The sequence below is a fragment of the Mesorhizobium sp. 113-1-2 genome (assembly GCF_016756475.1).
Lineage (GTDB): Bacteria > Pseudomonadota > Alphaproteobacteria > Rhizobiales > Rhizobiaceae > Mesorhizobium > Mesorhizobium loti_C.
In genome coordinates, this window is record NZ_AP023242.1 from 4856972 (window position 1) to 4874197 (window position 17226).

Here is a 17226-nt window from a genome sequence, read left to right on the forward strand (position 1 = left end):
CTTTTCCTTTCCTAGACCAACATGCCCATCGGGTTCTCGATGAGCCGCTTGAAGGCGACCAGCAGTTCGGCGCCGAGCGCTCCGTCGACAGCGCGATGGTCGGTCGACAGCGTCACCGACATCACTGTGGCGATTTTAATCTCGCCATTCTTGACCACCGCCCGTTCCTCGCCGGCACCGACCGCCAGGATCGTCGCATGCGGTGGGTTGATGACGGCGGCAAAGTCCTTGATGCCGAACATGCCGAGGTTCGACACCGCCGTGGTGCCGCCCTGGTACTCTTCCGGCTTCAGCTTGCGGCTGCGGGCGCGGCTGGCCAGATCCTTCATCTCGTTGGAGATGGTCGACAGCGTCTTTTCGTCCGCATGCCGGATGATCGGCGTGATCAGGCCACCGGGGATCGACACGGCAACACCGACATCGGCATGCTTGTGCTTGACCATGGCGCTTTCGGTCCACGAGGCATTGGCATCCGGCACCGCCTTCAGCGCCATCGCCATCGCCTTGATGACCATGTCGTTGACCGACAGCTTGTAGGCGGGAGCCTCGCCCTTCTCGGTCTTCTTGACGGGAGCTGCGGCATTGATCTGCGTGCGCAGCGCGAGCAGCGCATCGAGTTCACAGTCGAGCGTCAGGTAGAAATGCGGGATGGTGGATTTTGCTTCGACCAGGCGCCGCGCGATGGTCTTGCGCATATTGTCGTGCGGGACAAGTTCGTAGGAGCCCTGCTCGAACAGCTTCAGCACCTGATCGTCCGACATCGCCTTCACCGCAGGAGCGGAGGCGGCAACCGGCGCGGCAGCCGGAGCCTTGGCCGCCGGAGCTGCCTTGGCGCCGCCGCCGGCAATCGCGGCATCGACATCGGCCTTCACCACACGGCGATGCGGGCCGGTGCCGGTCACAGCCGAGACATCGACGCCAGCCTCCTTGGCGATACGGCGCGCGAGTGGCGATGCAAAGGTGCGCTCGCCAGCCGCATGGCCATTGGCGACCGGAGCCGTCTCTGCCTTCGGAGCGGCTGCGGCAACAGGTTCAGCCTTTGGCGCCTCTGCCTTTGGTGCTTCGGCCTTGGCATCCGCCTTCGGCGCTTCGGCTTTCGCTGGTGCAGCACCGCCACCGCTCTTCGCGGCGGCGCCTGCGTCCTCGCCTTCAGCCGCAAGCACGGCAATCAGCGCATTAACCTTGACGCCTTCGGTGCCAGCGGGCACGACGAGCTTGGCGACCGTGCCTTCATCGACGGCTTCAACCTCCATCGTCGCCTTGTCGGTCTCGATCTCGGCGATGACATCGCCCGGCGAAACCTTGTCACCTTCCTTGACCAGCCACTTAGACAGATTGCCCTCTTCCATCGTGGGCGAGAGCGCCGGCATGGTGATGTTGATTGGCATTTTGTCCTCCCGGCCGGTTCAGCGATACGTGACGGCTTTGACCGCCTCGATGACCTCGCCGACATTCGGCAAAGCCAGCTTTTCGAGGTTGGCCGCATAAGGCATCGGCACGTCCTTGCCGGCAATGGTGATGACCGGCGCGTCGAGGAAATCGAAAGCGCGCTGCGAGACCTGGTTGGCGATATGGTCGCCGACCGAGCTCTGCGGGAAGCCTTCTTCGACCACGACCAGCCGGTTGGTCTTCTTGACCGAGGCAATGATGGTGTCGAGGTCGAGTGGGCGGATCGTGCGCAAATCGATGATCTCGGCATCGATGCCCAGGCCGCGCAGTTCGGCTTCCGCCTTGACCGCATAGGTCATGCCGATGCCGAACGAGACGATGGTGACGTCCTTGCCTTGCTTGTGGATACGCGCCTTGCCGATCGGCAACACGAAATCATCCAGCCTCGGCACGTCGAAGGACTGGCCGTAGAGGATTTCGTTCTCGAGGAAGATGATCGGATTCGGGTCGCGGATCGCGGCCTTGAGCAAACCCTTGGCGTCGGCGGCCGTATACGGCATCACCACCTTCAGGCCCGGAATGTGGCTGTACCAGGCGGCATAGCACTGCGAGTGCTGGGCGGCGACCCGGGCCGCAGCCCCGTTTGGCCCACGGAACACGATCGGCGCGCCCATCTGGCCACCCGACATATAAAGCGTCTTGGCAGCCGAGTTGATAATCTGGTCGATCGCCTGCATGGCGAAGTTGAAGGTCATGAATTCGACGATCGGCTTCAGCCCGGCCATCGCCGCGCCGACGCCGACGCCGGCAAAACCATGCTCGGTGATCGGGGTGTCGACGACGCGACGCGGTCCGAATTCCTGCAGCAGGCCTTGGGTGATCTTGTAGGCGCCCTGGTATTCGGCGACCTCCTCGCCCATGACGAAGACATCGCCGTCGCGGCGCATTTCCTCGGCCATGGCATCGCGCAGCGCTTCGCGCACCGTGGTCGAGACCATTTCCGTGCCGGCAGGGATATCCGGATCGGCGGCGATCTCGGTCTTCGGTGCCGCCGCGACTGGTGCCGCGGCCTCGCTCTTGGCCGCAACTGGCGCCGGTGCAGCCGTTTCAGCCTTGGCGGGCTCTTCGCCAATGCCTTCGCCGGCCTTGTCGGTGTCTTCGCCTTCAACCGCGAGCACGGCGATCACCGCGTTGACCTTGACGCCTTCGGTGCCGGCGGGAACCACGATCTTGGCAAGCGTGCCTTCGTCGACGGCTTCGACTTCCATCGTCGCCTTGTCGGTTTCGATCTCGGCGATGACGTCGCCGGCGACGACCTTGTCGCCCTCGTTCTTCAACCATTTGGAAAGATTGCCCTCTTCCATGGTCGGCGAGAGAGCGGGCATGAGAATTTCGATCGGCATGTCCTGGCCCTCCCCTTACAATACGATATCGGTCCAGAGCTCGGACGGATCCGGCTCTGCATCGTTCTGGGCAAACTCGGCGGCGTCGGCGACGATGTCGCGAACCTCCTTGTCGACGATCTTCAGCTCGTCCTCGGTTGCCCACTTCTTCTCGATCAGCCGCGCCTTTACCTGCTCGATCGGATCGTGCTCCGAGCGCATCTTCTGCACTTCTTCCTTCGAGCGGTATTTCGCCGGGTCGGACATCGAGTGGCCGCGGTAGCGATAGGTCTGCATTTCGAGGATCAGCGGGCCGTTGCCGGCGCGGCACCATTCGGTGGCGAGATCGCCGGCCGCCTTGACCGCGCGCACGTCCATGCCGTCGACCTGGATGCCGGGAATCTTGAACGAAGCGCCGCGATGCGAAAAATCCGTCTCGGCGGAAGAGCGCGAGACCGAAGTGCCCATGGCGTAGCGGTTGTTCTCGATGATGTAGATCACCGGCAGCTTCCACAGCGAGGCCATGTTGAAGCTTTCATAGACCTGGCCCTGGTTGGCGGCGCCGTCACCGAAATAGGTCAGCGAGACATTGTTGTTGTCGCGGTAGCGGTTGGCGAAGGCCAAGCCCGTGCCGAGCGACACCTGCGCGCCGACAATGCCGTGGCCGCCGTAAAAATGCTTCTCCTTGGAGAACATGTGCATGGAGCCGCCCTTGCCCCGTGACAGGCCGCCACGGCGTCCGGTCAACTCGGCCATGACGCCGCGCGGCGAAAGCTCCATCGCCAGCATGTGGCCGTGGTCACGATAGGCCGTGATCATCTGGTCGCCGTCTATCAGCGCCATCTTCATGCCGGTGACGACAGCTTCCTGGCCGATATAGAGATGGCAGAAGCCGCCGATGAAACCCATGCCGTAGAGCTGACCGGCCTTTTCCTCGAAGCGGCGGATGAGCAGCATGTGCCGGTAGGCGGCAAGCTCTTCATCCCTGGTGAATTCAGCGGGCTTGGGGGTCGAAAGCCCTGATTTGCCGTCGGATTTCGATTTGGCAGGCGCTTTTCTGGCTGCGGTGGCCATGCATCACTCCCTGTTGCGTCTCTTTGCGGACATTAGGGCAGGATGAAACCTGCCCTGGGAAGATGAGCTCTCCCCACCGATTTATGCAAAGCTAACACGCGTCACAGCGTTGCGCCATGACGAATTTGCATAGCTGGCATGCGCCTAAGCGATTAAAATCATTGAAAATATTGTCGATTAACTGAAATTCAGTTATTTCGACGAGACCGGCAACATGATGGTGATTTCGTCAGCCTGGGACAGATTGAGCGCCCGGCGCGCCTGCTCGTCGAGCATGTCCTTCTCCAGCGTGCCGTCATGCATGAGCCGGACGCGGCGTTCGAGTTCCATCCGGCGGGCCTTGATGGCGTCAAGCTGGGCCTGAAGCGCAACCGTCTGGGCTTCCAGCTGATATTTCGAATTGATACCGAATTCGCCGTGATAGGCGTGGAAGCCGAAATAGGCCAGGAACAGGACGCAAAGCGAAGGGATGATCAGCCTGCCGGTATTTCGCTGCTTGTGCTGACGCGTCCACATGACCGATTCCCCATGGCCGCAAACTCAAACGACCCGGCACCTTTTTCGCCTGATTGTGCTTAACGGACGGTTACGGAGATCCGTCCGACGATCGGCGAAATGAAAAAGGGCGGGAATGATCCCGCCCTTCACCGTATCTAAGTTCAATGTTTCCCGATCAGCCCTTGATCACCGACTTGCCGGCGTAACGCGCCTGCTTGCCGAGCTCTTCCTCGATGCGGATCAGCTGATTGTACTTGGCCATGCGGTCCGAGCGCGACAGCGAACCGGTTTTGATCTGTCCGCAATTGGTGGCAACGGCGAGATCGGCGATGGTCGAATCCTCGGTTTCGCCCGAACGGTGCGACATGACAGCGGTGTAACCCGCCTTGTGCGCGGTCTCGACGGCGTCGAGCGTTTCCGTCAGCGAGCCGATCTGGTTGACCTTGACCAGGATCGAATTGGCAACGCCCATCCGAATGCCGTCGCGCAGGCGCGCCGTGTTGGTGACGAAGAGGTCGTCGCCGACCAGCTGCGTCTTCTTGCCGATCAGGTCGGTCAGGTACTTCCAGCCTTCCCAGTCGTCCTCGGCAAGGCCGTCCTCGATCGAGATGATCGGATAGTCGGCGGCGAGCTTGGCGAGATACTTGGCCTGGGCCTTGGGATCGCGCGTCTTCTTCTCGCCCTTATAGACGTAATTGCCGTCCTTGAAGAACTCGGTCGCGGCGCAATCGAGGCCGAGCGCGATTTCCTCGCCCGGCTTGAAGCCGGCCTTCTCGATCGATTCCATGATGAAATCGAGCGCCACCGGCGCGCTCTTCAGGTTCGGGGCGAAGCCGCCTTCGTCGCCGACATTGGTGTTGTGGCCGGCATCCTTCAGCTTCTTGCGCAGCGTGTGGAAGATTTCCGACCCCCAGCGCACGCCTTCGCGCAGCGTCGGCGCGCCGACCGGCAGGATCATGAATTCCTGGAAGTCGATCGGGTTGTCGGCATGGGCGCCGCCATTGATGATGTTCATCATCGGCACTGGCAGGATGTGCGCCTTGGTGCCGCCGACATAGCGATAGAGCGGCAGGCCGGCGGCATCGGCCGCGGCTTTGGCCACTGCCAGCGAGACGCCGAGAATGGCATTGGCGCCGAGCCGGCTCTTGTTGGGGGTGCCGTCGAGCTCGATCATCGTCTGGTCGATATGGATCTGGTTTTCGGCTTCCATGCCGCCGATCGCCTCGAACAACTCGCCATTGACCGCTTCGACGGCCTTCAGCACGCCCTTGCCGAGATAGCGGGCACCGCCGTCGCGAAGCTCGACGGCTTCGTGGGCGCCGGTCGAGGCGCCCGAGGGCACAGCGGCGCGGCCCATCGAGCCGTCTTCGAGTACGACGTCGACCTCGACGGTCGGGTTTCCACGGCTGTCCAGGATTTCACGTCCGACAATGTCGATGATGGCGGTCATTGCGATGTCCCCGATTGATCTGACGAAAGGTCGCGCCCGTCTTAGCCAAAGCGACGCAAAAGGCAATCCGGCCATGGCCGAATAGTGCCACCGGCCCGATTCACGAAGCGCAAATTTCTGTCATCATAAGTCATGCGCCCGGACACGCATTCCGGGTTATGGCTGGTGTCGCGCGGGGCGAAACAGGAGGAGTTTCGCCATGTCCGAGTGGAGCGGTATCGTGAGTTTGTTCCTGATCGCGGCGGCGTTCCTGACGTCGTGCGACACACAGCAATCGCCGCCGAAGGCTTTCGAGCCTTTGCCGGTGTTGCACCTCAGCGAATAGCACTGCCTTGAAAAAAGGGCCTCGTCGAAACGAGGCCCTTTTTTGATCGTGGTTGCGTCAATGCCAGTAGGGCGTGACCTTGTAATACTCATAGGACGCGTCGCGCGCCGCCTCGCCATCCGCGCCGGCCAGTTCGTTGATCGAATAAGCGGGCGCTGCCTTCAGCTGATCCTTCGAGAACGGCACGACATAGCCGCCCTTGTCCTCGTCGTAGTCGAGACTGGCCCAGGGGATGGCGTGGTACTTCTCGCCAATGCCGAGAAAACCGCCAAAGCCAATCACCGCGAACATGATGCCGTTCGACGTCTTGTCGAGCATGATGTCCTCGATGCTGCCGATGCTCCTGCCTTCGGTGTTGTAGACTGACGTGCCGATGACCCGCGAAGCGGCAATGGCTTCGGTGTGGCCTGTCTGGGTTGTCATGATCTGCTCCTCGTTGTCGTTGAACTCTGCTTTGACAATGAGGGGCGTCGGTGAAAGTTCCCGACTTTTTTCGGCGTCGGCCGATCATTCCGCCAGAATGAAAGTCACCTTCATGTTGACGCGATAGGCAGCGATCTTGCCGTCCTCGACGACGATCTTCTGATCCTGGATCCAGGCGCCTTCGACGTTCTTCAGGGTCTTCGAAGCGCGGGCGATTCCCTTTTCGATGGCGTCCTGAAAGCTCTTCTTCGACGACGAGGTGATTTCGGTGACGCGGGCGACGGACATGGCTTCCTCCTGCCAAAACGCTCATTTGCCGGCCAAGCGTACAACCGGTCTATGCCTTCCACAAGCGCGGCCCCGCCGGGCCATTGTCATGTCGCCGTCTAGCGTGGCATTGAGGGAGCGTCCGGTTTTGCGAGGCGGCAATGGCCCGAAGGCGCAGTCAGCAGCCAGCGGCGGCGCAGCCGCCGGCACCTATGGTCGATGCCAATGCCGCGAATGCGTCCAGCGGCTACTTCTTTGCCGGTGCCATGGTGCTGATCGCCGCCCTGATCCCCTGGTATTTCGAGCTGCCGCTCAACTTCAACGTTAACGACCGCGAATTCAATCCATTGGTCTTCGTCCCGGTCGTGTTTGCCGTCATCGGGCTCTACGCATTGCTGAAGGCGATCCGTGACACATTGCGCGTGCGCAAATTCGGCGCAACGACGCTAGAGGCGGGGCCGGCAAAACCTGGCGGACGCTTCGAAGGCCGGCTGCGGTCGAGCCGCGATCTGGCTCCTTCCGGTGACTACGTCGTCAAATTGCGATGTATCAGAACCTACCGCGTCGGCGGACCGGCCGTGAATTCGACCGCTGGGGACAAATCGACCTACAAGGAAGAGCTCAGATACGAGGAAAAGCTCGTCGTGCCGCGTGGTTCCGTGCAGCCGAGCGTGGGCATCCCCTTCGCCTTTGCAATCCCGGCCGATGCCCTGCCCTCGAACGGCCCGCCGGTTTACGAGCGCCAGCATGGCAATGTGCGCTGGATCCTGACCGTCACGGCGCCGATGCCAGGCGTCGACTATTACGCGGTGTTCGCGATCGACATGAGGCGGTCAGGCCAGAACAACTGACATGCAGGCGCTTGCAGCTTTCCTCAGGGCGCTTTAGCGGCCCTTGGCGATGCGATCGAATGCCATCAGCCTCTCGAGCAGAGCCGGCATATCCTTCAGCGGCAGCATGTTCGGACCATCTGAAGACGTCGAATTGTCCGGATCCTGATGGGTCTCGATGAACACGCCGGCGACGCCGACAGCGACGGCCGCACGGGCCAGCGTCTCGACAAAGCGGCGCTCGCCACCAGACGAGCCGCCCTGCCCGCCAGGCTGCTGGACCGAATGCGTGGCATCGAAGATAACCGGAGCGCCGATCTCGGCCATAACAGGCAGTGCGCGCATATCCGACACCAGCGTGTTGTAGCCGAAGGACGCGCCGCGCTCGGTAGTCAAGACATTGGCGTTGCCGGAACCGGTGATCTTGGCCACGACGTTCTTCATGTCCCAAGGGGCGAGGAACTGCCCCTTCTTGACGTTGATGACCTTGCCGGTCTTCGCGGCGGCGACCAGCATGTCGGTCTGGCGCGACAGGAAGGCCGGAATCTGCAGCACATCTACATGCGGCGCGACGATCGCGCACTGCTCCTCGGTGTGGACATCAGTCAGAACGGGAAGCGAGAATTCCTTGCGCAGTTCGTCGAAGACCGGAAGTGCGGCGTCCATGCCGGCGCCGCGCGTTGCCGACAGCGAGGTGCGGTTGGCCTTGTCGTAACTGGTCTTGTAGACGAGGCCGATGCCGAGCTTGTCGGTCAGTTCCTTCAGCGCGCCTGCCATGTCGAAGGCATGCTGGCGCGATTCGAACTGGCACGGGCCGGCGATCAGCGCCAAAGGCGCGTTGTTGTCGAAGACGACGTTGCCGACGGTTACCGAAGCGTTGGGCGTCAGGGGTTTGCTCATTGGATCTCCCGGAAGATGAAAGCCGCGCCCTGTCCGGAGGTCGGCCGCACGACAATATCAGTGCCCGCTATATCGTGCTGGATGGCATTGGCTGCAAGCAGGCTCGACGTGGCATCCGCACTGCGGACGGCAAAGACGATCGCCGCGAAGCGAAGTTTCGTCGATGACCCGGCCGGAATGCCAAAGCGGGCGGTGAAAGATTTGGGGTCGAGCACGCTCAAGGTTGCATTCGGCAGGAAAAACGCCTCACCGTCGGCGGCAGGATCGTTTACCGCCACGGAGATCAGCCTGATCTGTTCGGCAGGTTGGTCGCTGACCGCCACCACCTCGAGGATTCCGCTGGCACCGTTGGCGTGGTCCTGCAGGGCCGCACGGTCCACTCTCGGCGCGTTGATCCGCTGGCAGGCAAACAGGAACGCGTCGGTTGCGCCACTAGCCGAGGCGAAGGCGAGCTTGAACGATGCGATATCGCTTTTGCCCGCCGTGTCGATGAAAGCGCGCGAAAAGCTCAGCGTATCCCCCGCCGACAGTCCGGCCTCGATATAGCGTGCGTGGTCGGCATCGGCATTGCCGGTCCCCAGAACCACCGCGGAAAACCCCTCATCGCCGCGGCTTTCGCGATAGGCACGGTCGCGTGTGACGAAGACGTTGCCCGTGGCGGCGGCCTCGATCGCCGCCTGCTCGCTGCCAATCGCGAGCGGCTCCAGATAGGTGCCGTCGGCGAGGAAAACGCAGCAGTTTTCCGTTCCAAAGGGATGGATGCCTGTCGGGGCGACGACGAAGCCAAGCGAATTGAGCCGGGCTCTTGCCACATCGAGGCTCCGCGTCGGCAGCACCAGATGATCGAGCGGATGAATGCCGGTTGTTCGGGTCATAGCGGCGCGATGTGCATCATTCCGCAGAACGGTTCAAGACGTGATTGCGATCCTGACCGCCGGCAGCGGATCAGCTGCCGGCCACGACATCGGCTGAATAGCGCAGTTCGCGCAATGGTTTGACCTTGGCTGTGGTCTGCGCATATAGCGGATGCGCTTTGTAAGCAGCCAGTGCCGCATCATCGGCGAACTCGGCATAGACGACGACATCGACTTCGTCCGACAGTGGGTCGACCTTGGTGTTCAAGGTAACCTCGAAGAGACTGGAATGAGGAATGTTGCCGAGCGCCAAAAGCCCGGTGCGCACTACCTCGACATCCTCCTTGCGCCGCGCGCTGAAGAAAACGATATGCCGGATCAATCCCGCCTCCTCGATCTGAATGTCGGGGTCTTTAGTGAGGGCGGTCCCCTCGCGTCAACCGTTCATGGCGCCACGCGTCCTTGCGACGCGCCCCGCACGGTGCCGGACCTCATCTCGCGGCGATAAAACACCGCGAATGGCGCGCCGGGCTGCTCTTTTCAGAAGGGATATCAGGCCTTGCCGGTGACGTAGCGCACGACATGGGAAAGCTCCCTGACCGAGATGTCGAGATACCGGCCCTGATTGTAGAGACCGTCCCAGATCAGGAAGAACGCGATTGCCGCAATGACGATTACATAACGCATGGCTAAAGCTATCGCACAAGCGCGGCGGCGGCCATAGACGTTTTCGTTTTTGGGCAGCAGCCAGCCGACGCAAGGGCAGATGCCCAGGCGCCATGTGGCACAGCCCAGCTAACGACCTGCCTCTTGAAGTTTGCCCTCATGACGTGGAAGATTGTTGGCAGGCATTCGCTGGGAAGTGCACAAGCTCCGGCTAACGGGCGCGCACTTTCGTTCGAGCCCGCCTGTCGCCGGACCCGCGAGTTGCCGGGACCCGGCAGGCGTTCGAACCTGGCGAATGATCCAAGAGAGCCGTGGCTCGGCAATTTGCGCCGGCACCACGGAAATCCAGGGGCATGAAATGGCACACGGGGACCATCAGAGTATAGCGCCGGGCGAAGCGGTCAGGCTCGACGAGTTCAATTTCGCCGAGATCGTCAAGGGCCTGCCGGCCAAGGCGCGCATGGTGCTGTCGGCGGCAATGAACCTGCCGCGCGGCTCGCTCAAGGTGAGGATGCCGGATGGTCGCGCCGTTCTCGTTGGCGGCAAGGGGCCCGGGCCGGACGCCGAACTGGTGCTCAAGAACTGGCGCCTGCCCGGCCGCGCCTTTTCCGGCGGCACGATCGGCGTTGCCGAATCCTATATGGACGGTGATTGGGAGAGCCCTGACGTCACCAGCTTCCTGGAATTGTTCGTCGTCAATTCGGCGATCGGCGAACGCGTCGCCGGCGGCGCCAGCTGGCTCATCAACACCGTCCAACGCATCCGCCACTGGTTCAACGAGAACACGCACACCGGTTCGAAGCGCAACATCTCGGCTCATTACGATCTCGGCAACGCCTTCTATAAGGAGTGGCTCGACCCGAGCATGACCTATTCCTCGGCGCTCTACGCCAATGGCGCCAATGACCTGGAGAGCGCCCAGGCTGCCAAATACCGGGCGCTGGCCAGGGATACGGGTATCGGCAACAAGGATCATGTGCTGGAGATCGGCTGCGGCTGGGGTGGCTTTGCCGAATTCGCGGCGCGCGAAATCGGCTGCCGCATTACCGGACTGACGATCAGCCGCGAACAGCACGATTTCGCCAAGGCGCGCATCGCCAAGGCTGGGCTTTCCGACAAGGTCGACATCAAGCTGCAGGATTACCGCGACGAAACAGGGACTTACGATCGCATCGCGTCGATCGAGATGTTCGAAGCGGTCGGCGAGAAGTACTGGCCGGTGTTCTTCTCGAAGATGAAGGCCTGCCTGAAACCCGGCGGCACCGCTGGCCTGCAGATTATCACCATCAACGAAGCCGCCTACGATACCTATCGTGCCAGGCCGGATTTCATCCAGCGCTATGTCTTTCCGGGCGGCATGCTGCCGACGCCGTCGATCCTGAAGACGCTCGGTGCGGACCATGGCCTTGCGCATCTGTGTGAGCGGGTGTTTCCCGACGACTATGCGCGCACGCTCGCCGAATGGCGGCATCGCTTCTGGGCGTCGTGGGAGAAGATCGTGCCGCTCGGCTTCGACGATCGTTTCAAGAAGCTCTGGGAGTTCTACCTGCACTATTGCGAAGCCGGCTTCCGCGCCAGCTACATCGATGTGCGCCAGGTGGTCTACAAGGCGTAAGCTGGCGCGGTGAGCATGTCCCCGCAGCGTTGAAATTGCGGGCTTACGCCAAAAGCGGCGATCGCGACGTCTTCATGCGAACGTGATGCAACCGCGATCGCGCGGCACTCGTTCTCACGCACCCGACGCCCCGCGCCCCAACCAACGCCGAGCGCCTCTGACCACAGGAGGCTTCCATGAAGCGAACTGTTGCCGCCATTGCCATCCTGCTTGCCGCGGTATCCGCAGCCGACGCACGGCGCGTCGCTCCACCGACCGTCATGAACGATCCGCTGGGCCTCAGCATCAGCCCAACTTTGACGCCTGGTGCGAGCGATCTCATCGACAACACACCAAGCTCGACCCTCCACGAGGTCCATGCTCCGGCCGGGATGTCGCCCTTGACCGTGCCCAGCGACCCGACTGGCACGTCGCTTGAGCCGACGCAGCCAGTCAGCCCGCAAGCGCCCGCGACAGCCTTGCCGCTGACACCGGTGCCCGCAACCAATTGAAGCTGCGCGACCAAGGACGAGCTCACGCCTAACTGGCGTGAGTTCGCTTGCCGCGGATTGCGCACCAATCTTCAAAGAGTGATGCGATATTTCGCAAAGCCGGATTCGCCCTCACCCGCCGGTTCGATCTTCAGCGATTTCACATCGGCGATGAAATCCTTTGCCTTGACGCCCGTCTCGAACACGACGCTGGTTCCAGGCAGCGGCGCGAACGACCAGTTGCCGTCGGCGGACGGGTTGATCGTGCCCTGGCTCACAATGTAGCGAACGATGACGTCGCGGTTGGTGTCCGGCGCCTCGTAGATGATCTTGGAGGCATTGATGTCGGGGAAATTGCCGCCGCCGCCGGCGCGATAATTGTTGGTCGCAACGACGAATTTCTGATTGGGATCAATCGGTTTACCGTCGAATATCAAGTCGACGATACGGCTCGAACCGGCGTTCGCGACACCGCCCTTGGCATCGTATTTCGGCGGCTGCGACAGATCGATCTTGTAGGAGACGCCATCGATGACGTCGAAATTGTAGGATGGGAAATCGGTGTTGATAAGCGGCTGGTCAGCCTTCCCCGCCTCGATCCTGTTGAAGATGCCGGCCGACATTTCCAGCCATTCCTTGACCTGCGCTCCGGTGATTTCGACGGCGCGCACGGTGTTCGGGTAGAGATAGAGGTCGGCCACGTTCTTGATGGCGATATCGCCGGCCGGCACGTCGGTATAGTAGTCGGCGCCGTTGCGCCCCCCGGCCTTGAAGGGAGCGGCGGCCGACAGCAGCGGCACATCCTTCCACTGCGTGCTCTTGAGAATGTCCTTCAAATACCAGGTCTGCGCCTGGCTGACGACCTGCACCGACGGATCGTCGGCAACCAGCGAGAAGTAGGAATAGAGCGGCGCGGAGGTCTTGCCGACAGGACGGCGCACATAGGCCAGGGTCGCCTGGTGGTCCTGTTCGAGGGCGGCGATGATGCGCTTGTCGTCGGGAACCGTCGGCTTGTTCTTGTTGTCGACGCGCTCGAAGATCGGCCGCGCCTCGGAGGTCGCGGACACGACCTTCCATTTCGATCCATCACGCTCCAGCATGAGGTCGATCAGACCCATATGCGAGCCCCAGAAACCGCCCATCACGGCGGGCTTGCCCTGCAGCGTGCCTTTTTGCGTGTCGACACCGTCGAGGGACTGGAAATCCTTCTTGCCGGGGAACACCAGATGCTGGTGGCCGGTGAACACGGCATCGATGCCATCGACGCCGGCGACGAAGAACGAGGCGTTTTCCATCATATCGCCCTGCTTCACATCGATGCCGGAATGCGAGAGCGCGATGACGATGTCGGCGCCCTCTTCCTTCATCTGCGGCACCCAGGCTTTGGCCGCTTCGACGATGTCGCGCGTCTTGACGTTGCCTTCGAGATTCTTGAGATCCCAGACCATGATCTGCGGCGGCACGAAACCGATAATGCCGATCCGGATCGGCTGATCAGTGCCCGAACCGTCCTTGATCTTCCTGTCGAGGATCACATAGGGCTTGAGATAGAGCTTGTCGTCGCGCGGGTTGGCGGCGAGCGCGGTGCCGCGGATCAGATTGGCGCAGACGAAGGGAAAATTGGCACCGGCCAGCGCCTTGTCCAGAAAGGACAGGCCGTAGTTGAATTCATGGTTGCCGAGCGTCGAGCACTCGTAGCCGAGCAGGTTCATGCCTTTCATGATCGGATGCAGATCGCCGTCCTTCAGGCCCTTCTCGTAGGCGATGTAGTCGCCCATCGGATTGCCCTGCAAAAGGTCGCCATTGTCGATCAGCATCGAATTGACGGCTTCCTTGCGCACCGCGTCGATCAGCGACGCCGTGCGCGACAGGCCCATCGTGTCGTTGGCTTTGTCGGCGTAGTAATCATAAGGCAGCACGTTCACATGGATGTCGGTGGTTTCCATGATCCGAAGATGCGCCTGGTTGGCCTGTGCCCGGGCGGAGAAGGGATGAAGCACGATCAGCGCCCCTGTGGCTGCGGCGCCAGCGAGGAAACCGCGGCGAGAGACTGGGTGGAGCAGTTGCGACATGTTTTCTCCTCTTTGACGACCTGACGCCCTGCCCCGAAGCGAACTTGGCGCCGAAATCGGCTCAAGTCCACTCAAGAAGCCGCGCGCATCCGGACATCAGTCCATCAGCACCAGATGACGCGCGGATGAATGGGACAGTGGAGAAAAGTCAGGTCTTGTCGTCGTCGCCCTGGGTGATCAACCGGGCGCTGCGCTGGCCTGTGACGTAGATCCATAGCCAGCTCAGGGAAACCGCAAGCCGGTTGCGGAAACCGATCAGGAAATAGATGTGTGCGATGCCCCACAGCCACCAGGCGAGCCAGCCCGTCAGCTTGATCCAGCCGAAATCGATCGCGGCGGCGCGTTTGCCGATCGTCGCCAGATCACCGGCGTGCTTGTAGTGGAACGGACGGGTGGTCCCGTCACCGCCGAGCCTGGCCTTGATCGTCGCGGCGACATGCCGGCCCTCCTGCTTGGCGGAAGGCGCCACACCAGGGACCGGCCGTCCATCCGGCCGCAGCACAAGGGCGGCGTCGCCGATGACAAAAATCTCCGGGCTGCCGGGCACGCTGAGGTCGGGCTCTACGAGCACCCTGCCCGCGCGATCCGCCTTGGCTCCCAGCCATTCGGCGGCGGGCGAAGCGGCAACGCCGGCTGCCCACAGGATTGTCTTCGCCGCCAATTGCTTGTCGCCAAAGACGACCCCTTCGGCATCGCAGCGTGTCACGGCACGTCCGAGTTCGACCGTCACGCCAAGCCGCTCGAGGGCCCTACTGGCGTAATCGGAGAGTTTTGGCGCGAAATTGGCAAGGATGCGGTCCCCGGCCTCAATCAGCACCACGCGCGTTTGCCGCGTGTCGATGTTGCGGAACTCGCCGCGCAGCGTGTCATGCGCCAGCTCGACGATGGTGCCACCCAGTTCCACCCCGGTCGGCCCACCGCCGACGATCGCAATGGTCAGCAGCGCCTGGCGCTTGGCGGGATCGGTTTCCCGCTCGGCCTGCTCAAAGGCCAGGAGAATGCGGCGCCGGATGGTGGTGGCGTCCTCCAGCGTCTTCAGCCCCGGCGCGAAAGGCTCCCATTCGTCGTGGCCGAAATAGGCATGGCGGGCGCCGGTGGCGAGCACCAGCGTGTCGTAGGCGACGGCGCTGCCGTCATCGAGCAGCACGCGTTTGCCGGCACGGTCGACGCCGGTGACATTGGCCAGCAGCGTCGTCACGTCCTTGCGCTTGCGCAAGAGATGGCGGATCGGCCAGGCAACTTCCGAGGTTGCCAAGGCCGTCGTCGCCACCTGGTACAGCAGCGGCTGGAAAAGATGATGGTTGCGCTTGTCGATCATGGTGATGCGCACCGGTGTGCCTGACAGCGCGTGGGTGAGTTCGAGGCCGCCGAACCCCGCGCCGACCACGACGACATGATGGCTGGCTTCGTTCATCCCATTCACCCTGACGGCGAGATTGCCTGGGCTAGATGTAGGTATTTTTGTGCAATGCAGCAACAGAAGGACGGTGCCCGGGACTCGCCGTACCATGTCGTGAATGCACAAGTTGTATCGTGTCGCGAGGTATAGCGTCATAGAACACGCTATGAGGTGATGCATGGCCAACGATCAAGACGGCGACAGCCCGGCGCAGTACTCCTCGCCGCCTTGCTTCATGCATGAGCTCGATCCGGAATTCCGGGCGCCGCTATCCGACTGGACCGATGTCCGGCGCTGGCGCAAGGCCGAGCGCGAGCGCCTGATCGCCGCCCGCCTTGCTGTTTCGGCCGACGCGCGGACGGCCATGTCCCAGCGCATCGCCGAAGGGCTCGACACGATCATCGGCGAGATCAGCGGCCGCATGGTCAGTCTTTACTGGCCGTTTCGCGGCGAACCGGATCTGCGTCCCTGGATGGCATCAATCAACGAGCGCGGCGGCCGCACGGCGCTGCCCATCGTCGTCGAGAAAGGGCAGCCGTTGATCTTTCGCGCCTACAAAGCGGGCGACCGGCTGGAAAAGGGCATCTGGAACATCCCGATACCGGCCGAGGGCAATCCGGTGCTGCCGGATATCGTCATCTCGCCGATCGTCGGCATCGATCCGGCAAACTATCGCCTGGGTTATGGCGGCGGCTTCTTCGACCGCACGCTCGCCGCCATGCCGTTCAAGCCGCTGGTCATCGGCGTCGGCTACGAATTGCAGCGCATCCCGACCATCTACCCGCAGCCGCACGACATTCCGATGGATCGGGTGGTGACGGAGGCCAGCAGCTAGGCCGAAGCTCCCGATTTCGTCATCCCTGGGCGAAGCAGCCGCGGAGCGGCGTCGCGGAGACCCTGGGATCCATTCCGTGACCCTAGTCGAGGAGTGCAGCGGAGCAGAATTCTGCACCGTGGTGACGCGTTTGAGTCCCGGCATGGATCCTGGGGTCTGCGTCGCGTCGCTTCGCTCCTTGCTCCGCCCCAGGATGACGAAGCGGCTGACTTGTGTCGAACTAGACCTCAAGCCATTTCCGGCTTCATGCCCATGGCCGTGCGGTCGACGATTTCGCGCAAGGCGAATGACGAGTTGATCTTCGTCACATGCGGCATCGCCGACAGCCACTCCTTGTGGATGCGCTCATAGTCGACCAGGTCTTTTGCCGCGATACGCAGGATGTAGTCGTACTCGCCCGACATCAGATGGCAGGACAGCACGTTGGGGCAACGCTTGATCGCCGCCTCGAAATCCGACAGCGTCTTCTCGAACTGGCCCGACAGCGATATATGCACGATCGCCGTCATCTGATGACCAAGTGCTGCATTGGACAGCCGGGCGTGGTAGCCGCGAATGGTCCCGGATTTTTCCAGATTGTCGAGCCGGCGCGAACAGGCCGACTGCGACAGGCCAACCTTCTCGGCGAGCGCCGCATTGGGTATCCTGCCGTCCTTCTGCAATGTCTCGAGAATGGCGATATCGATCCTGTCGAGCGGCATTTTTCGTGAATCCTGCGAATATCCGGCTATTTCGCGCAACGATTATCGAAACCCGCCTGTCCGCGCAAGCGCATTC

The 17226-nt window shown here is 62.1% G+C and carries 19 protein-coding genes; 5 read left to right on the forward strand and 14 right to left on the reverse strand.

The genetic code is table 11. The features are described 5' to 3' along the window. Positions 1-11: 11 nt before the first annotated feature. From JN279_RS23485 to eno, 5 genes are all read right to left on the reverse strand, one after another. A complete protein-coding gene (locus JN279_RS23485; RefSeq protein ID WP_202350395.1) occupies positions 12-1388 on the reverse strand; it encodes a pyruvate dehydrogenase complex dihydrolipoamide acetyltransferase in 1377 nt (458 codons plus the stop codon). 18 nt (positions 1389-1406) lie between these two features. Continuing rightward, positions 1407-2792 carry a pyruvate dehydrogenase complex E1 component subunit beta gene (locus JN279_RS23490; RefSeq protein ID WP_202350396.1) on the reverse strand — a complete coding sequence of 462 codons (1386 nt, stop codon included), beginning with the start codon at positions 2790-2792 and terminating at the stop codon, positions 1407-1409. Positions 2793-2807: 15 nt separating this feature from the next. Continuing rightward, positions 2808-3845, reverse strand: coding sequence for a pyruvate dehydrogenase (acetyl-transferring) E1 component subunit alpha (gene pdhA / locus JN279_RS23495; RefSeq protein ID WP_202350397.1), 1038 nt, complete (start codon positions 3843-3845; stop codon positions 2808-2810). A gap of 192 nt (positions 3846-4037) precedes the next feature. After that, on the reverse strand, positions 4038-4361 hold the full coding sequence (locus tag JN279_RS23500) for an FtsB family cell division protein (protein ID WP_096445791.1): 324 nt from the start codon (positions 4359-4361) through the stop codon (positions 4038-4040). A gap of 157 nt (positions 4362-4518) precedes the next feature. Next, positions 4519-5793 carry a phosphopyruvate hydratase gene (gene eno, locus JN279_RS23505; RefSeq protein ID WP_202350398.1) on the reverse strand — a complete coding sequence of 425 codons (1275 nt, stop codon included), beginning with the start codon at positions 5791-5793 and terminating at the stop codon, positions 4519-4521. Between the two features lie 199 nt (positions 5794-5992). Between eno and JN279_RS38730 the strand changes: the two genes are divergently transcribed. Beyond that, a complete protein-coding gene (locus JN279_RS38730) occupies positions 5993-6118 on the forward strand; it encodes a hypothetical protein (RefSeq protein WP_096445788.1) in 126 nt (41 codons plus the stop codon). Between the two features lie 57 nt (positions 6119-6175). On the opposite strand, the gene JN279_RS23510 is transcribed toward JN279_RS38730, so the two are convergent. Further along, positions 6176-6541 (reverse strand): PRC-barrel domain-containing protein, encoded by a 366-nt coding sequence (locus JN279_RS23510; RefSeq protein ID WP_202350399.1) that lies wholly within the window; start codon positions 6539-6541, stop codon positions 6176-6178. An 84-nt stretch (positions 6542-6625) separates the two neighbouring features. After that, entirely contained in the window at positions 6626-6829 is a 204-nt protein-coding gene (locus tag JN279_RS23515) for a dodecin family protein (RefSeq protein ID WP_027045027.1), read from the reverse strand. Positions 6830-6969: 140 nt separating this feature from the next. On the opposite strand from JN279_RS23515, the gene JN279_RS23520 reads away from it, so the two are divergent. After that, the gene (locus tag JN279_RS23520) at positions 6970-7659 is read left to right on the forward strand and encodes a hypothetical protein (RefSeq protein ID WP_202350400.1); all 690 of its coding nucleotides are present in this window, start codon (positions 6970-6972) and stop codon (positions 7657-7659) included. Between the two features lie 33 nt (positions 7660-7692). Here the strand turns inward: JN279_RS23520 and kdsA are convergent, their stop codons facing one another. The 4 genes from kdsA to JN279_RS38735 form a co-directional block, all read right to left on the reverse strand. Beyond that, the gene (gene kdsA, locus JN279_RS23525; RefSeq protein ID WP_202350401.1) at positions 7693-8538 is read right to left on the reverse strand and encodes a 3-deoxy-8-phosphooctulonate synthase; all 846 of its coding nucleotides are present in this window, start codon (positions 8536-8538) and stop codon (positions 7693-7695) included. Beyond that, positions 8535-9413, reverse strand: a complete 879-nt coding sequence (locus JN279_RS23530) for a VOC family protein (protein WP_202350402.1) — start codon at positions 9411-9413, stop codon at positions 8535-8537. The genes kdsA and JN279_RS23530 overlap by 4 nt, the downstream gene beginning before the upstream one ends. Positions 9414-9483: 70 nt before the next feature. Further along, a complete protein-coding gene (locus JN279_RS23535) occupies positions 9484-9774 on the reverse strand; it encodes a Dabb family protein (protein WP_202350403.1) in 291 nt (96 codons plus the stop codon). Between the two features lie 170 nt (positions 9775-9944). Beyond that, positions 9945-10079, reverse strand: coding sequence for a hypothetical protein (locus JN279_RS38735; protein WP_274608581.1), 135 nt, complete (start codon positions 10077-10079; stop codon positions 9945-9947). Between the two features lie 337 nt (positions 10080-10416). On the opposite strand from JN279_RS38735, the gene JN279_RS23545 reads away from it, so the two are divergent. Then, positions 10417-11673, forward strand: coding sequence for an SAM-dependent methyltransferase (locus tag JN279_RS23545; protein ID WP_202350404.1), 1257 nt, complete (start codon positions 10417-10419; stop codon positions 11671-11673). A gap of 176 nt (positions 11674-11849) precedes the next feature. Then, a complete protein-coding gene (locus JN279_RS23550; protein WP_202350405.1) occupies positions 11850-12164 on the forward strand; it encodes a hypothetical protein in 315 nt (104 codons plus the stop codon). A 71-nt stretch (positions 12165-12235) separates the two neighbouring features. On the opposite strand, the gene JN279_RS23555 is transcribed toward JN279_RS23550, so the two are convergent. Together JN279_RS23555 and JN279_RS23560 are read right to left on the reverse strand one after the other, a co-directional pair. After that, positions 12236-14215: a bifunctional 2',3'-cyclic-nucleotide 2'-phosphodiesterase/3'-nucleotidase gene (locus JN279_RS23555; RefSeq protein WP_202350406.1), complete on the reverse strand. Its 1980-nt coding sequence runs from the start codon at positions 14213-14215 to the stop codon at positions 12236-12238. A gap of 148 nt (positions 14216-14363) precedes the next feature. Then, complete coding sequence (locus JN279_RS23560) at positions 14364-15629, reverse strand: NAD(P)/FAD-dependent oxidoreductase (RefSeq protein ID WP_202350407.1); 1266 nt, start codon at positions 15627-15629, stop codon at positions 14364-14366. Positions 15630-15792: 163 nt separating this feature from the next. On the opposite strand from JN279_RS23560, the gene JN279_RS23565 reads away from it, so the two are divergent. Beyond that, a complete protein-coding gene (locus tag JN279_RS23565; protein WP_202350408.1) occupies positions 15793-16449 on the forward strand; it encodes a 5-formyltetrahydrofolate cyclo-ligase in 657 nt (218 codons plus the stop codon). Between the two features lie 227 nt (positions 16450-16676). On the opposite strand, the gene JN279_RS23570 is transcribed toward JN279_RS23565, so the two are convergent. Continuing rightward, positions 16677-17150 carry an Lrp/AsnC family transcriptional regulator gene (locus tag JN279_RS23570; RefSeq protein WP_010909317.1) on the reverse strand — a complete coding sequence of 158 codons (474 nt, stop codon included), beginning with the start codon at positions 17148-17150 and terminating at the stop codon, positions 16677-16679. Positions 17151-17226: the final 76 nt, after the last annotated feature.

What these genes read in the sequence shown, in the direction of transcription:
- JN279_RS23485 (WP_202350395.1), bottom strand. Translation starts at nt 1,388, where the DNA reads ATGCCAATCAACATCACCATGCCGGCGCTCTCGCCCACGATGGAAGAG.
- kdsA (WP_202350401.1), bottom strand. Translation starts at nt 8,538, where the DNA reads ATGAGCAAACCCCTGACGCCCAACGCTTCGGTAACCGTCGGCAACGTC.
- JN279_RS23560 (WP_202350407.1), bottom strand. Translation starts at nt 15,629, where the DNA reads ATGAACGAAGCCAGCCATCATGTCGTCGTGGTCGGCGCGGGGTTCGGC.
- JN279_RS38730 (WP_096445788.1), top strand. Translation starts at nt 5,993, where the DNA reads ATGTCCGAGTGGAGCGGTATCGTGAGTTTGTTCCTGATCGCGGCGGCG.
- JN279_RS23555 (WP_202350406.1), bottom strand. Translation starts at nt 14,215, where the DNA reads ATGTCGCAACTGCTCCACCCAGTCTCTCGCCGCGGTTTCCTCGCTGGC.
- JN279_RS23515 (WP_027045027.1), bottom strand. Translation starts at nt 6,829, where the DNA reads ATGTCCGTCGCCCGCGTCACCGAAATCACCTCGTCGTCGAAGAAGAGC.
- pdhA (WP_202350397.1), bottom strand. Translation starts at nt 3,845, where the DNA reads ATGGCCACCGCAGCCAGAAAAGCGCCTGCCAAATCGAAATCCGACGGC.
- JN279_RS23545 (WP_202350404.1), top strand. Translation starts at nt 10,417, where the DNA reads ATGGCACACGGGGACCATCAGAGTATAGCGCCGGGCGAAGCGGTCAGG.
- JN279_RS23570 (WP_010909317.1), bottom strand. Translation starts at nt 17,150, where the DNA reads ATGCCGCTCGACAGGATCGATATCGCCATTCTCGAGACATTGCAGAAG.
- JN279_RS23520 (WP_202350400.1), top strand. Translation starts at nt 6,970, where the DNA reads ATGGCCCGAAGGCGCAGTCAGCAGCCAGCGGCGGCGCAGCCGCCGGCA.
- eno (WP_202350398.1), bottom strand. Translation starts at nt 5,793, where the DNA reads ATGACCGCCATCATCGACATTGTCGGACGTGAAATCCTGGACAGCCGT.
- JN279_RS23510 (WP_202350399.1), bottom strand. Translation starts at nt 6,541, where the DNA reads ATGACAACCCAGACAGGCCACACCGAAGCCATTGCCGCTTCGCGGGTC.
- JN279_RS23490 (WP_202350396.1), bottom strand. Translation starts at nt 2,792, where the DNA reads ATGCCGATCGAAATTCTCATGCCCGCTCTCTCGCCGACCATGGAAGAG.
- JN279_RS23565 (WP_202350408.1), top strand. Translation starts at nt 15,793, where the DNA reads ATGGCCAACGATCAAGACGGCGACAGCCCGGCGCAGTACTCCTCGCCG.
- JN279_RS38735 (WP_274608581.1), bottom strand. Translation starts at nt 10,079, where the DNA reads ATGCGTTATGTAATCGTCATTGCGGCAATCGCGTTCTTCCTGATCTGG.
- JN279_RS23550 (WP_202350405.1), top strand. Translation starts at nt 11,850, where the DNA reads ATGAAGCGAACTGTTGCCGCCATTGCCATCCTGCTTGCCGCGGTATCC.
- JN279_RS23500 (WP_096445791.1), bottom strand. Translation starts at nt 4,361, where the DNA reads ATGTGGACGCGTCAGCACAAGCAGCGAAATACCGGCAGGCTGATCATC.
- JN279_RS23530 (WP_202350402.1), bottom strand. Translation starts at nt 9,413, where the DNA reads ATGACCCGAACAACCGGCATTCATCCGCTCGATCATCTGGTGCTGCCG.